Source organism: Serratia sp. J2, assembly GCF_046269175.1.
In the GTDB taxonomy this organism is placed as follows: Bacteria; Pseudomonadota; Gammaproteobacteria; order Enterobacterales; family Enterobacteriaceae; genus Chania; species Chania fonticola_C.
On record NZ_JBKABN010000001.1, the window covers coordinates 57,373 to 70,336 of the forward strand.

The window sequence follows — 12,964 nt, forward strand, 5'->3', positions numbered from 1 at the left end:
ATCCTCATTGCATGATTTGGTCACTACTGTCTTTGAGGTAATCAATGAGTATGAAAGGTCAAGAAACCCGTGGGTTCCAGTCTGAAGTCAAACAACTGCTTCATTTGATGATCCATTCGCTGTACTCCAATAAAGAAATCTTCCTGCGTGAGCTGATCTCCAACGCCTCCGATGCGGCAGACAAGCTGCGTTTCCGCGCGCTTTCCAAGCCTGAGCTGTATGAAGGTGATGGTGAACTACGCGTGCGTCTGTCTTTCGACAAAGAGAAGCGCACCCTGACGATTGCCGATAACGGCATCGGTATGAGCCGCGAAGAAGTGATCGAAAACCTGGGGACGATTGCCAAATCTGGTACCAAGGCCTTCCTGGAGTCTATCGGCTCAGACCAGGCTAAAGACAGCCAACTGATCGGTCAGTTCGGCGTGGGCTTCTACTCAGCGTTCATCGTGGCGGACAAAGTCACCGTACGTACCCGCGCGGCTGGTGCAGCGGAAGATCAAGGGGTGTACTGGGAGTCTGCCGGTGAAGGTGATTACACCATCGCCGATATCAACAAGGCCGATCGCGGCAGCGAAATTACCCTGCACCTGCGTGAAGGCGAAGACGAATACCTCGACGGCTGGCGTCTGCGCTCGGTGATTGGCAAATATTCCGATCACATTGCGCTGCCGGTAGAGATCGAAACCAAGAATGAAGAAGACGGCACCGTCACCTGGGAGAAAATCAACAAGGCGCAAGCGTTGTGGACTCGCAGCAAAGCCGACGTGACCGAAGAAGAGTACAAAGAGTTCTACAAGCATATTGCCCATGACTTTACCGATCCGCTGAGCTGGAGCCACAACCGGGTGGAAGGTAAGCAGGAGTACACCAGCCTGCTGTACATCCCGGCCCAGGCGCCGTGGGATATGTGGAATCGCGATCACAAACACGGCCTGAAGCTGTACGTTCAGCGCGTGTTTATCATGGATGACGCCGAGCAGTTCATGCCGAACTACCTGCGCTTTGTGCGTGGCCTGATCGATTCCAACGATCTGCCGCTGAACGTTTCGCGTGAAATCCTGCAGGACAGCCGTGTTACCCAGAACCTGCGTGGCGCGCTGACCAAACGTGTGTTGCAGATGCTGGACAAGCTGGCGAAAGACGATGCGGAAGCCTACCAGAAGTTCTGGCAGCAGTTCGGTATGGTACTGAAAGAAGGGCCAGCGGAGGACGGCGGCAACAAAGAGGCCATCGCCAAACTGCTGCGCTTTGCTTCTACGCACAATGACAGCTCGGCGCAAACCGTCTCGCTGGAAGAGTACGTCAGCCGCATGACCGAAGGCCAGGACAAGATTTACTACATCACTGCCGACAGTTATGCCGCCGCCAAGAGCAGCCCGCACCTGGAGCTGTTCCGCAAGAAAGGCATCGAAGTCCTGCTGCTGTCTGACCGTATCGATGAGTGGATGATGAGCTACCTGACCGAGTTTGACGGTAAGGTGTTCCAGTCGGTCAGCAAAGCGGATGAAGCGCTGGATAAACTGGCGGATGAAACCGAAGAGCAGAAAGAAGCCGAGAAGCAGCTGGAGCCGTTTATCGAGCGGGTCAAGACGCTGCTGGGTGAGCGCGTGAAGGACGTGCGTCTGACGCATCGTCTGACCGATACCCCGGCCATCGTCACCACCGATGCCGACGAGATGAGCACCCAGATGGCCAAACTGTTTGCCGCTGCGGGGCAAGCTGCGCCGGAAGTGAAGTATATCTTCGAGCTGAACCCAGAGCATGCGTTGGTCAAACGCGCATCCGATGTGGGCGATAACGAACAATTTGCCGAATGGATCGATCTGCTGTTGGATCAGGCCCTGCTGGCCGAGCGTGGGACGCTGGAAGATCCAAACCAGTTTATCCGCCGCATGAATAAGCTGTTGTCCGCTTAATCAGCAAAATACGCCCCAGACCTTAGAGTTTGGGGCGTAATCTCTTCTATTCCGGTTAAATTTTCTCGCTGCTTGCCTCGTTTCAGCCCGATCTTTCCGCAACCGATTTCCTCTCGCTACCTTGAGCCACCCCCCTCAGAAATGGTAAGGTTGAGTGTTTTCGAAATTTAATAAAAACTCAAACCCGATAGACTTCCGGCCGCGGCCCGAAGAATGAAGGGAAATACATAGCAAGGGGATTTACGCAATGCGTATCATTCTGCTGGGCGCTCCAGGCGCTGGTAAAGGCACTCAGGCTCAATTCATCATGGAGAAATACGGCATTCCGCAAATCTCCACGGGCGATATGTTGCGCGCAGCCGTTAAGGCCGGTTCTGAGCTGGGCAAAAAGGCGAAAGAAATCATGGACGCCGGCAAGCTGGTGACCGATGAGCTGGTTATTGCGCTGGTCAAAGAGCGTATTACCCAGGAAGACTGCCGTAACGGTTTCCTGCTGGACGGTTTCCCACGCACCATTCCACAGGCCGATGCGATGAAAGAAGCCGGCATTAAAGTGGATTACGTGCTGGAGTTCGACGTGCCGGACGAACTGATCGTCGATCGTATCGTTGGCCGCCGCGTGCATGCGCCTTCTGGCCGCGTGTACCACATCAAATTCAATCCGCCGAAGGTGGAAGGGAAAGATGACGCCACTGGCGAAGAGTTGACCACCCGTAAAGACGATCAGGAAGAGACCGTGCGTAAGCGCCTGGTGGAATACCATCAGATGACCGCGCCGCTGGTGTCTTACTACCATAAAGAAGCCGAGGCGGGCAATACGTCCTACCACAAGATCGATGGCACCCGTAAGGTGACGGAAGTGAGCGCTGAGCTGGCGACCATTCTGGGCTAATCGGTGTCAAGGCTGTAGAAAACGCTGGGCTTGCTGTTGCTGCCCGGCGTTTTTTTTTGCCGCTTCATGCTAGGTTATCAGTGCTACCGTTTCGCCCGACAGGAAAAGCCGCATGCCCAGGCAGACAAATTTTTTGCAAGAAGCGACCGCGCGTCAGATCGTGCAACGCGCGATGAGCATCATTCACCATTCGGTCAACGTGATGGACAGCAACGGCGTCATTATTGCCTCCGGTAACGCCTCACGCCTGTATCAGCGCCATGAAGGGGCGGTATTGGCTCTGACCGAAAACCGGGTGGTGGAGATTGATGAGGCAACGGCACAGCATCTGAAGGGGGTGCAACCCGGCATCAATCTCCCATTCAGTTTCCGCAATCAACTGGTCGGCGCGATAGGGGTTTCCGGCGATCCGGCTCAGGTGCGAGCCTATGGTGAACTGGTGAAAATGGCGGCGGAGCTGATGGTGGAACAGGCCGCGATGCTCGATCAACATCAGTGGGAGAAGCGTTACCGGGAAGAGCTGGCCAACCAACTGCTGCAAGGGCACAGTGAACCCGGTTCGCGCGAGGCGATGGCGGCCTATTTAGAGCTGGATCTGCAACAGCCACGCATTGTCTGGCTGCTTGAGCTGTATGAGCCGCAGCCGCAGGCACTGAGAGGCTTGCTGGCAGAGCTGGAGATCACCCAGCGTGAGGCGCTTATCACCATGACCAGCTTTAATGAACTGGTGCTCTTGCGCCCGGCCTGTATGAGACAGGGCGTGTGGGACGTGCAGCAGGAGCGCAAGCTGGCCCAGCAACTCCAGCATGAGATCCAGCAACGCTTTGGCCTGCGGTTGATCGTCGGGGGCTTTTACAGTGGTGATGAGGGCGTCTACCGCTCCATTCAGACCGCGCGTGCAGTGCAAACCATGGCGCACCGCCTTAAGTTGCCCCAGCATACGCTATTTTATGATGATTACCCGCTGCCCTCTCTGTTGTGTGATTTGGGGGAGGATTGGCGAGCGCAGGAGCTATCCCGGCCCTGGCAGCAATTGAGCGCCCTGGATGAGAAAGGGATGCTGAGAAACACGCTGCGCCACTATTTCAATCAGAATTGTGACCAAACCAAGACTGCGGCACAGCTGCATATTCACGTTAACACCCTGCGTTACCGCCTACAGCGCGTAGAAAAAACGACTGGCCTGAAGATCAATCAATTGGCGGACGTCTTGCAACTGTATATCGGTATGTTGATGCAGGATTGAATTGTGTGAATGCACAAAATAACGTTATTTTTTACCCTTTTGTTTGTGTCTATCGCTAAAGAATTTCCGTTGTCGGCAGGGTATGGTATTCACTAACCGATGCAGTGGCATCCTCTGAAGATTAAGGCACTGTCGATGAACACCCTACAGAAAGTGGTAATTGCCCCCGACTCCTTTAAAGAGAGCCTGAGTGCTCAGGGTGTCGCAGAAGCGATCGAGCGTGGTTTCCGGCAAATCTATCCGCAGGCGCACTATGTGTTGCTGCCCATGGCGGACGGAGGCGAGGGCACCGTCGATGCGATGGTGGCCGCCACCGGTGGGGAAATCATCAATGTGCAGGTGAGCGGGCCGCAGGGCAAACCTACCGCAGCGTTTTATGGCCTGCTGGGGGAAGGGAAAACCGCAGTTATCGAAATGGCGGCCGCGTCCGGGCTGCATCTGGTGGCGGGTGACGAACGCGATCCGTTAGTGACCACCAGCTTTGGCACCGGTGAGCTGATCCTGGCGGCACTGCAACAAGGTGTAGACTCGATCATTTTGGGGATCGGCGGCAGCGCAACCAACGATGGTGGGGCGGGCATGATGCAGGCGCTGGGCGCTAAGCTACTCGACCATCATAATCAAGAATTACGGCCCGGTGGCGCGGCGTTGGCGCAACTGGCGCATATCGATCTTAGCCAATTGGATCCCCGCTTGCAGCAGGTGAAGATTACGGTAGCCTGTGATGTGGATAACCCGCTGTGTGGCGATCACGGGGCTTCAGCAATCTTCGGCCCACAGAAAGGGGCTACGCCGGAGAAGGTGCAGCAACTGGACAAGGCGCTGTATCATTACGGCACGCTCCTGGAGCAGAGCACTGGGCGCAAGGTATTGCAGGTGCCCGGCTCGGGTGCGGCAGGGGGCATGGGGGCGGCATTGATCGGTTTTCTGGCCGCTGAGCTGCGGCCAGGCATCGAAATCGTGATCGAAACGCTGCATCTGGAAGACGCGGTACGTAATGCTGACCTGGTGATCACGGGTGAAGGGCGGCTCGACAGCCAGTCGATCCACGGCAAAACCCCTATCGGCGTTGCGCGGGTAGCCAAGCGCCACCAATTACCGGTGATTGCCATTGCCGGTAGCCTGTCAAAAGACTATCAGGTGGTGCATCAACACGGCATCGACGCCGCTTTCTCGGTGATCGACCGCATCGTGACGCTGCCAGAGGCGCTGGCGGACGCGGCCCATAACCTGGAAGTCACGGCGCGTAACGTAGCCGCCGTCTGGCAACTGGCGCAAAAATAACCCCCGTTCTACCTGTTATTGATATAGGTTCCGGTCCGGCGCTTTTCCGTTACAATAGGCCGCATGAGTGGCTGTTAATACGCTGAGAAATAACAGGGTATTTGCCGGGAAGGACAAGGGGATCGGAATGAAACAAGAGAAACACGGGGTATTGCTGGTGAATCTGGGTACGCCAGAGGCACCTACCCCGCAGGCGGTAAAACGCTATCTGAAAGAATTTCTCAGTGACAACCGGGTGGTCGATACTGCCCCGCTGATCTGGTGGCCAATTCTTAACGGCATCATTCTGCCGATCCGTTCACCGCGTGTGGCAAAGCTTTATCAATCCGTCTGGATGGATGAAGGCTCACCGTTGCTGGTCTATAGCCGCCGCCAACAGCGGGAGCTGGCGGCGCGTATGCCAAATACCCCGGTAGAACTGGGCATGAGCTACGGTTCACCCAGCCTGGCACAGGCTATCGACAGCCTATTGGCGCAGGGCGTGACCAATCTGGTGGTGTTGCCGTTGTATCCGCAATACTCGTGTTCGACCAGCGCCGCAGTCTGGGATGGTGTGGCGCGGGTGCTGAAAGGCTATCGCCGCCTGCCATCGATTGGCTTTATCCGTGACTATGCCGAGCACCCAGCGTATATCCTGGCTTTGCAGCAAAGCGTTGAGCGGTCGTTCGCTGAACACGGTAAGCCCGATCGCCTGGTGATGTCGTTCCACGGTATTCCCAAACGCTACGCCACTCTGGGTGATGATTACCCGCAACGTTGCGAAGATACCTACCGCGCGTTGGCGGCGGCCATACCTCTGGCCCCAGATCGGGTGATGATGACCTATCAATCGCGTTTTGGCCGGGAGCCTTGGCTGACGCCGTACACCGACGAAACCCTGAAGAGCCTGCCAGCGCAAGGGGTGAAGCATATCCAACTGATCTGCCCCGGTTTTTCTGCAGATTGCCTGGAAACGCTGGAGGAGATCAAAGAGCAGAACCGCGAAATCTTCCTTGAGGCGGGGGGCGAGAAGTTTGAATACATCCCGGCACTTAATGATGACGCCGCCCATATCGATATGATGCAACAGCTGGTGGGTCAACGGCTGTAATCAAGCCGGCTTTTCACCGCTCGGCTAGCAAAATGCTCACGTGAAAGCGCAGCAATCAGGCGGGAATGTGCTAACATTCCTGCCTGTTCACCGCAACTCACCGCCAATCACATGAAATTTCCTGGTAAACGTAAATCCAAACATTATTTTCCGGTCAACGCTCGCGATCCGTTATTGCAGCAGACACAGCCTGAAAATGAAGTCAGTACCTCTTATGTCGTCGGTATCGATCAGACGCTGGTAGATATCGAAGCTAAAGTGGATGATGCGTTTGTAGAACGCTACGGCCTTAGCCTGGGCCATTCGCTGGTCATTGAAGACGACGTTGCCGAGGCGCTGTATCAGGAACTGAGCGACAACAACCTGATCACTCATCAATTTGCCGGTGGCACCATCGGTAACACCCTGCACAACTACTCGGTACTGGCGGACGATCGTTCCGTGCTGCTCGGCGTGATGTGCAGCAACGTCAAAATTGGCAGCTATGCCTATCGCTATCTGTGCAACACCTCCAGTCGTACCGATCTCAACTACCTGCAAGCGGTGGATGGGGCCATTGGCCGCTGCTTTACGCTGATTAGCGAGAGCGGCGAGCGCACCTTTGCCATCAGCCCGGGGCAGATGAACCAGCTACGCCCGGAAAGCATTCCTGAAGAAGTGATCGCAGGGGCTGCCGCGTTGGTACTGACCTCCTACCTGGTGCGTTGCAAACCCGGTGAGCCAATGCCGGAAGCCACCATGCAGGCGATCGCGTTTGCCAAAAAGCATGATGTACCGGTGGTGCTGACGCTGGGCACCAAGTATGTCATTGCGGATAACCCGGTGTGGTGGCGTGATTTTCTCAGGGAACATGTTTCCATTCTGGCGATGAATGAAGATGAGGCGTTGGAGCTCACTGGGTTGAGCGATCCGCTGATGGCCTCAGAGATGGCATTGGACTGGGTAGATTTGGTGCTGTGTACCGCTGGGCCAAACGGTCTGTACATGGCAGGCTACACCGAAGAGGCCAACAAGCGTGAAACTCAGCATCCGCTGTTGCCGGGCCATATCGCCGAGTTTAACCGCTTCGAATTCAGCCGTGCGATGCGCCGTGCAAGCTGCGAAAACGCGCTCAAGGTCTATTCGCATATCGCCCCGTATATGGGCGGCCCGGAAAAGATCATGAATACCAACGGTGCGGGCGACGGTGCGTTGTCTGCGCTGCTGCATGATATCGCCGCTAACGGCTATCACCGTAACAACGTGCCAAACTCCAGCAAGCATGTACGTAGCTACCTGACCTATTCTTCATTGGCGCAGGTCTGCAAATATGCCAACCGCGTTAGCTATCAGGTGCTTAACCAGCACTCGCCACGTTTGACCCGTGGGCTGCCGGAGCGGGAAGACAGTCTGGAAGAGTCTTACTGGGAACGGTAACCAACAACAACCGGTAAGAGCGCGGTTTTAGCGCTCTTACCGGCTTAATGGCTTCAGATTGGGCAGGCGGCCAGCTTTTCTTCGTCCGACAGCGTATCCAGCTTGAGGATATTCAACATGCTGTTGGCGATCTCACGTTCACCCATCACCACCTGATCGGCACCCCGGTCGGAAATATACGAAACCTCGTCGTCGTAATGAGCGCGGGCGATAATCTCCAGAGTAGGGCGTTTGGTGCGGGCCGAGGCCACGATCTCACCGGCTTCATAACCGTTGGGAATGGTCAGCAGCAACCAGCGTGCGCAGTCGAGCCGTGCCAGTTCCATGATCTCAGGATTGGCTGCATTGCCTAACACCGCTTTGATCCCTTGAGCGCGCAGCGCTTCTACTCGGGGGCGGGAGTTTTCTATCACCACCATCGAGACGCCTTCTTCGCTCAGCTTGGCCCCAAGCAGGCTACCAACCCGACCATAACCCACGACGACGGCGTGATTGCAGATATCGACCGGGATCTGCTTCTCTTCCTCCACCGCTTCTTCCAGGATCTGATCCTCGATGGTTTCCGTCTTGGCCAGATAGCGCTCCAGCAAGGTAAACAGCAGCGGGTTGAGCATGATTGACAGGATCGCTCCGGCCAGCACCAGATTGCGGCCATGCTGATCCATCATGCCCAGCGTGACCCCCAATCCGGCCAGGATAAAGGCGAACTCACCAATCTGCGCCAGGCTGGCGGAAATGGTCAGCGCGGTACGCTTGGAGTGACCGAACATTTTGACCAGTGCGAAGGCTGCCACCGATTTACCAAACAGGATAATCGCCAGCGTTGCCAACACCGCCAGCGGTTGGTTGATCAGGATCATCGGGTCGAACAGCATACCGACCGAGACAAAGAACAGCACCGCAAAGGCGTCACGCAGCGGCAGCGTATCGTGCGCTGCGCGGTGGCTCAGTTCCGATTCGTTCAGCACCATACCGGCAAAGAAGGCACCCAGGGCAAATGAGACGTCAAACAGGCCGACAGCGCCGTAGGCAATACCCAGCGCCAGTGCCAATACCGCCAGCGTAAACAGCTCGCGCGAGCCGGTACTGGCGGTTTTTGCCAGGATCCATGGCACCACACGGCGGCCGACGATAATCATCAGCGCGATAAAGGCGATAACCTTGCCAATGGTGATGGCCAACTCGGTGAGCAGTTGCGTGGTGCTGGCGGTATCGCTGTTGAGCATATTGGCAAATGCCGGCAGCAGCACCAGGGCCAACACCATGGCCAAATCTTCGACAATCAGCCAGCCGATGGCGATCTGCCCGCGTTGGCTATCGATCAGTTGCCGTTCTTCCAGGGCGCGCAACAGTACCACGGTACTGGCGGTGGACAGACACAGGCCGAACACCAGGCCGGAAACCAAATCCCAGCCCATCAGTTTGGACAACCCCATCCCCAACACCGTCGCAACGGCGATTTGGGCAATGGCCCCTGGGATAGCGATATTTTTTACTGCGAGGAGATCTTTAAGCGAGAAATGGAGACCAACACCGAACATCAGCAGGATCACCCCAATCTCCGCGAGTTCCGGCGCCAACGAGGTATCAGCGACAAAACCGGGGGTAAACGGGCCGGCAAGTACGCCTGCGGCTAGATACCCTACCAACGGGGAGATGCGCAGGCGGTTTGCCAGCATTCCGAAGAGGAAGGCGAGTACTAACCCTCCAACAATAGTGGTGATCAAGGGTGTTGAATTATGCATCCATACTCCTCTGGTTGTGCTCACGGGTGTTACGAAAGGATACATTTAGTTTATTGCATTTGAGCGTTTATTGCTTAGCTAATTTAGGGTTTTGTGTAAAAAACCAGACTATTCGTCTATTTTGGCAGAAGGAAGGAGAATTATGGCGTAATTGACCGGATTAAATGGGGTTTTGGAGTAGATAACCCGGTTTAACTTCTGCGCTAAACCGGGGTAATGTCAGGGTTATTGTTGGTTATGCTCCATATTCGGTAGTAATGCAGTGATAATGCCGATAAGCGGCAGGAATGCACAGATTTGATAAACCAGCTCGATGCTGGTCAAATCAGCGACATAACCAAGAACTGCCGCGCCTAACCCGCCCATACCGAAAGCAAAACCGAAGAATAGACCGGAAACCATCCCCACTTTGCCGGGGATCAGCTCTTGCGCATACACCAGAATGGCCGAGAAGGCCGAGGCCAGAATAACCCCGATGATCACCGTCAAAATCCCGGTCCAGTAGAGAGAAGCATGGGGTAAAGCCAGGGTAAATGGGGCAGCGCCCAAGATAGAACCCCAAATTACATATTTACGCCCAAACTTATCACCCAAAGGCCCGCCAATGATGGTTCCTGCCGCTACGGCAAACAGGAAGGCAAACAGATGGAATTGGGCATTCTGAACCGAAACGCCAAACTTATGTATGAGATAAAAGGTGTAATAGCTGCTAATGCTCGCCAAGTAGAAGTATTTGGAGAATATCAGTACCAGCAGGATGCTTAAGGAGAACATGACGGTACGTTTTGGCAGCGGTTTGACCAGAGAAGCGGCTTTTGGCTTGCCTTGGGCCGCCCGATGTTGCTGCTTATACCATTTACTGACCTGCAACAAGACTACAATAGCCAGCAGCGCAGCCAGTGAGAACCAGGCGACATTGCCCTTGCCGTAGGGGGCGATAATCAGGGCGGCCAACAGTGGGCCGAGGGAGCTGCCGAAGTTGCCACCCACCTGGAACAGCGACTGGGCCAAACCGTGCCGCCCCCCGGATGCCATGCGCGCGACGCGGGATGACTCAGGATGGAATACGGAGGAACCTGTGCCCACCAAAGCGGCCGCCAGCAGCACCAGAGGGAAAGTGTTGGCCACCGAAAGCAGCAGTAAGCCCGACAGAGTGAATCCCATGCCGATGGGGAGCGAATAAGGCTGCGGGTGCTTATCGGTGTAATAACCAATCAGCGGTTGTAGCAGTGATGAGGTGAGCTGATAAGTCAGGGTGATCATCCCGATCTGCACAAAGCTAAGGCTAAAATCGGCTTGCAAAATCGGGTAAATCGCCACGATCAGCGATTGCATCATATCGTTGAGCAGGTGAGAAACGCTGATAGCACCGAGAATAGAGAACGCCGTGCCTTTGGCCGCGCTGCTGGTTACCGGTGGAATATCCGTTTCACTACGGTCAGTCATATTATTATTAGCCTGGTAAGTGAGAGAGGGAAAGCGACATCTTATAACGTTCATCTTTCGTCCGACAACGGGGTAGCTGATTCTCTCTCGATCATTATGTGCTATCGGGAGCGCCGATAAAATTCTGACCGGCCGTGCCTTTCCGACATAATTTGACGTATGTCGCAAAAATTTGAAATTAGTTGCAGTCGATTCGCGTTACAATTTCGTCCTCATCAAAAAATACCCATTATTAACAATGGAGATCTGCCATGCGCTTTTCGCTTCACACCACCGCATGTGCGTTGGCTGTTTCCCTGACGTTGTTTTCAGGAACGGTCAGTGCCTGGGAAAAGGATAAAACCTACGATATCACCATCCTGCACACCAACGATCATCACGGCCATTTCTGGCAGAACGATCATGGTGAGTACGGCCTAGGGGCGCAAAAGACGCTGGTGGACAGCATCCGTCAGGAAGTGGCGGCGAAAGGCGGCAGCGTGCTGCTGCTGTCCGGTGGAGACATCAATACCGGCGTGCCAGAGTCGGATTTGCAGGATGCAGAACCCGATTTCCGTGGCATGACGCTGATCGGCTACGACGCAATGGCGATCGGCAACCATGAATTCGACAACCCGCTCAGCGTGTTGCGCCAGCAGGAGAAGTGGGCTTCTTTCCCGCTACTGTCCGCCAACATTTATCAAAAAAGCACCCAGCAACGCCTGTTCAAGCCTTATGCCCTGTTTGAAAAGCAAGGGGTGAAGATTGCGGTGATCGGCCTGACCACCGATGACACCGCAAAAATCGGCAACCCGGAATACTTTACCGATATCGAATTCCGTGTCCCGGCGCAAGAAGCCAAGCAGGTGGTGGAGCAACTGCGCAAAGATGAAAAGCCGGACGTGATTATCGCTGCCACCCACATGGGCCACTACGACGATGGTAACCATGGCTCCAACGCGCCGGGCGACGTGGAGATGGCACGTAGCCTGCCTGCGGGCTACCTGGATATGATTGTCGGTGGGCATTCGCAAGATCCGGTCTGTATGGCGAGTGAAAACCACAAACAGGTGGATTACGTACCGGGTACGCCTTGCTCGCCGGATCGCCAAAACGGGACCTGGATCGTCCAGGCCCACGAATGGGGTAAATACGTTGGTCGTGCCGACTTCCAGTTCCGCAACGGCGAGCTGAAACTGATGCATTACCAACTGATCCCGATCAACCTGAAGAAAAAGGTAGAGAAAGCCGACGGCACCAGCGAGCGGGTCTATTACACCCAGCAGATCCAGGAAGATCCGTCGATGATGAAGCTGCTGACGCCGTTCCAGGACAAGGGCAAGGCACAGTTGGAAGTGAAGGTGGGCAGCGTCAACGGCAAACTGGAAGGGGATCGCAGTAAAGTCCGCTTCGTGCAGACCAACCTTTCGCGCGTGCTGCTAGCCGCGCAGATGGAGCGCGCCAACGCAGACTTCGCCGTGATGAGCGGTGGTGGTGTGCGTGACTCGATCGAGGCTGGTGATATCACCTATAAAAACGTGCTCAAGGTGCAGCCGTTTGGCAACACGCTGGTGTATGTCGATATGAAAGGCAGCGAGGTTGAGCCGTATCTGGCAGCGGTAGCCAATATGAAGGTGGATTCCGGTGCCTATGCGCAGTTCGCCAACGTCAGCTTGGTGGCGGACGGCAAAGGCGTTAGCGACGTCAAGATCAAGGGTGAACCTTTACAGGCAGACAAGACCTATCGTATGGCGACGCTGAACTTCAACGCCCTGGGCGGCGACGGTTATCCGAAGATTGATACCCTGCCAAGCTACGTCAATACCGGCTTTATCGATGCGGAGGTGCTCAAGCAGTATATCGAGAAGCACTCACCGCTGGATGCGGCGGCGTACGAGCCTAAAGGCGAGATCGTTTACAAGTAAGGTGACCTAGGCCGTTGCAGAGGAA

The 12,964-nt window shown here is 55.3% G+C and carries 9 protein-coding genes; 7 read left to right on the forward strand and 2 right to left on the reverse strand.

Annotation, left to right across the window (positions count from 1 at the left end; all coding sequences use genetic code 11):
• The first annotated feature begins 50 nt into the window (after nt 1-50).
• From htpG to ACKWMY_RS00295, 6 genes are all read left to right on the forward strand, one after another.
• Nucleotides 51-1,916 (forward strand): molecular chaperone HtpG, encoded by a 1,866-nt coding sequence (gene htpG, locus ACKWMY_RS00270; protein WP_173410227.1) that lies wholly within the window; start codon nt 51-53, stop codon nt 1,914-1,916.
• 247 nt (nt 1,917-2,163) lie between these two features.
• The gene (gene adk, locus ACKWMY_RS00275; RefSeq protein ID WP_024528407.1) at nt 2,164-2,808 is read left to right on the forward strand and encodes an adenylate kinase; all 645 of its coding nucleotides are present in this window, start codon (nt 2,164-2,166) and stop codon (nt 2,806-2,808) included.
• Nucleotides 2,809-2,920: 112 nt separating this feature from the next.
• Nucleotides 2,921-4,054, forward strand: coding sequence for a sugar diacid recognition domain-containing protein (locus ACKWMY_RS00280; RefSeq protein WP_098928396.1), 1,134 nt, complete (start codon nt 2,921-2,923; stop codon nt 4,052-4,054).
• Between the two features lie 135 nt (nt 4,055-4,189).
• Complete coding sequence (locus ACKWMY_RS00285; protein WP_409485705.1) at nt 4,190-5,338, forward strand: glycerate kinase; 1,149 nt, start codon at nt 4,190-4,192, stop codon at nt 5,336-5,338.
• 127 nt (nt 5,339-5,465) lie between these two features.
• Nucleotides 5,466-6,428 carry a ferrochelatase gene (gene hemH, locus ACKWMY_RS00290; protein WP_409485706.1) on the forward strand — a complete coding sequence of 321 codons (963 nt, stop codon included), beginning with the start codon at nt 5,466-5,468 and terminating at the stop codon, nt 6,426-6,428.
• 111 nt (nt 6,429-6,539) lie between these two features.
• The gene (locus ACKWMY_RS00295; RefSeq protein ID WP_024528411.1) at nt 6,540-7,844 is read left to right on the forward strand and encodes an inosine/guanosine kinase; all 1,305 of its coding nucleotides are present in this window, start codon (nt 6,540-6,542) and stop codon (nt 7,842-7,844) included.
• Nucleotides 7,845-7,897: 53 nt separating this feature from the next.
• On the opposite strand, the gene ybaL is transcribed toward ACKWMY_RS00295, so the two are convergent.
• On the reverse strand, nt 7,898-9,589 hold the full coding sequence (gene ybaL, locus ACKWMY_RS00300; protein WP_065686293.1) for a YbaL family putative K(+) efflux transporter: 1,692 nt from the start codon (nt 9,587-9,589) through the stop codon (nt 7,898-7,900).
• Between the two features lie 225 nt (nt 9,590-9,814).
• Entirely contained in the window at nt 9,815-11,035 is a 1,221-nt protein-coding gene (locus tag ACKWMY_RS00305) for an MFS transporter (RefSeq protein ID WP_409485707.1), read from the reverse strand.
• A gap of 251 nt (nt 11,036-11,286) precedes the next feature.
• On the opposite strand from ACKWMY_RS00305, the gene ushA reads away from it, so the two are divergent.
• Nucleotides 11,287-12,939 carry a bifunctional UDP-sugar hydrolase/5'-nucleotidase UshA gene (gene ushA / locus ACKWMY_RS00310; protein WP_024528414.1) on the forward strand — a complete coding sequence of 551 codons (1,653 nt, stop codon included), beginning with the start codon at nt 11,287-11,289 and terminating at the stop codon, nt 12,937-12,939.
• The last annotated feature ends 25 nt before the right edge of the window (nt 12,940-12,964 follow it).

Excerpts from the sequence above, each read along its gene's own strand:
- htpG (WP_173410227.1), top strand. The coding sequence starts at position 51 with ATGAAAGGTCAAGAAACCCGTGGGTTCCAGTCTGAAGTCAAACAACTG.
- hemH (WP_409485706.1), top strand. The coding sequence starts at position 5,466 with ATGAAACAAGAGAAACACGGGGTATTGCTGGTGAATCTGGGTACGCCA.
- ushA (WP_024528414.1), top strand. The coding sequence starts at position 11,287 with ATGCGCTTTTCGCTTCACACCACCGCATGTGCGTTGGCTGTTTCCCTG.
- adk (WP_024528407.1), top strand. The coding sequence starts at position 2,164 with ATGCGTATCATTCTGCTGGGCGCTCCAGGCGCTGGTAAAGGCACTCAG.
- ACKWMY_RS00285 (WP_409485705.1), top strand. The coding sequence starts at position 4,190 with ATGAACACCCTACAGAAAGTGGTAATTGCCCCCGACTCCTTTAAAGAG.
- ybaL (WP_065686293.1), bottom strand. The coding sequence starts at position 9,589 with ATGCATAATTCAACACCCTTGATCACCACTATTGTTGGAGGGTTAGTA.
- ACKWMY_RS00305 (WP_409485707.1), bottom strand. The coding sequence starts at position 11,035 with ATGACTGACCGTAGTGAAACGGATATTCCACCGGTAACCAGCAGCGCG.
- ACKWMY_RS00280 (WP_098928396.1), top strand. The coding sequence starts at position 2,921 with ATGCCCAGGCAGACAAATTTTTTGCAAGAAGCGACCGCGCGTCAGATC.
- ACKWMY_RS00295 (WP_024528411.1), top strand. The coding sequence starts at position 6,540 with ATGAAATTTCCTGGTAAACGTAAATCCAAACATTATTTTCCGGTCAAC.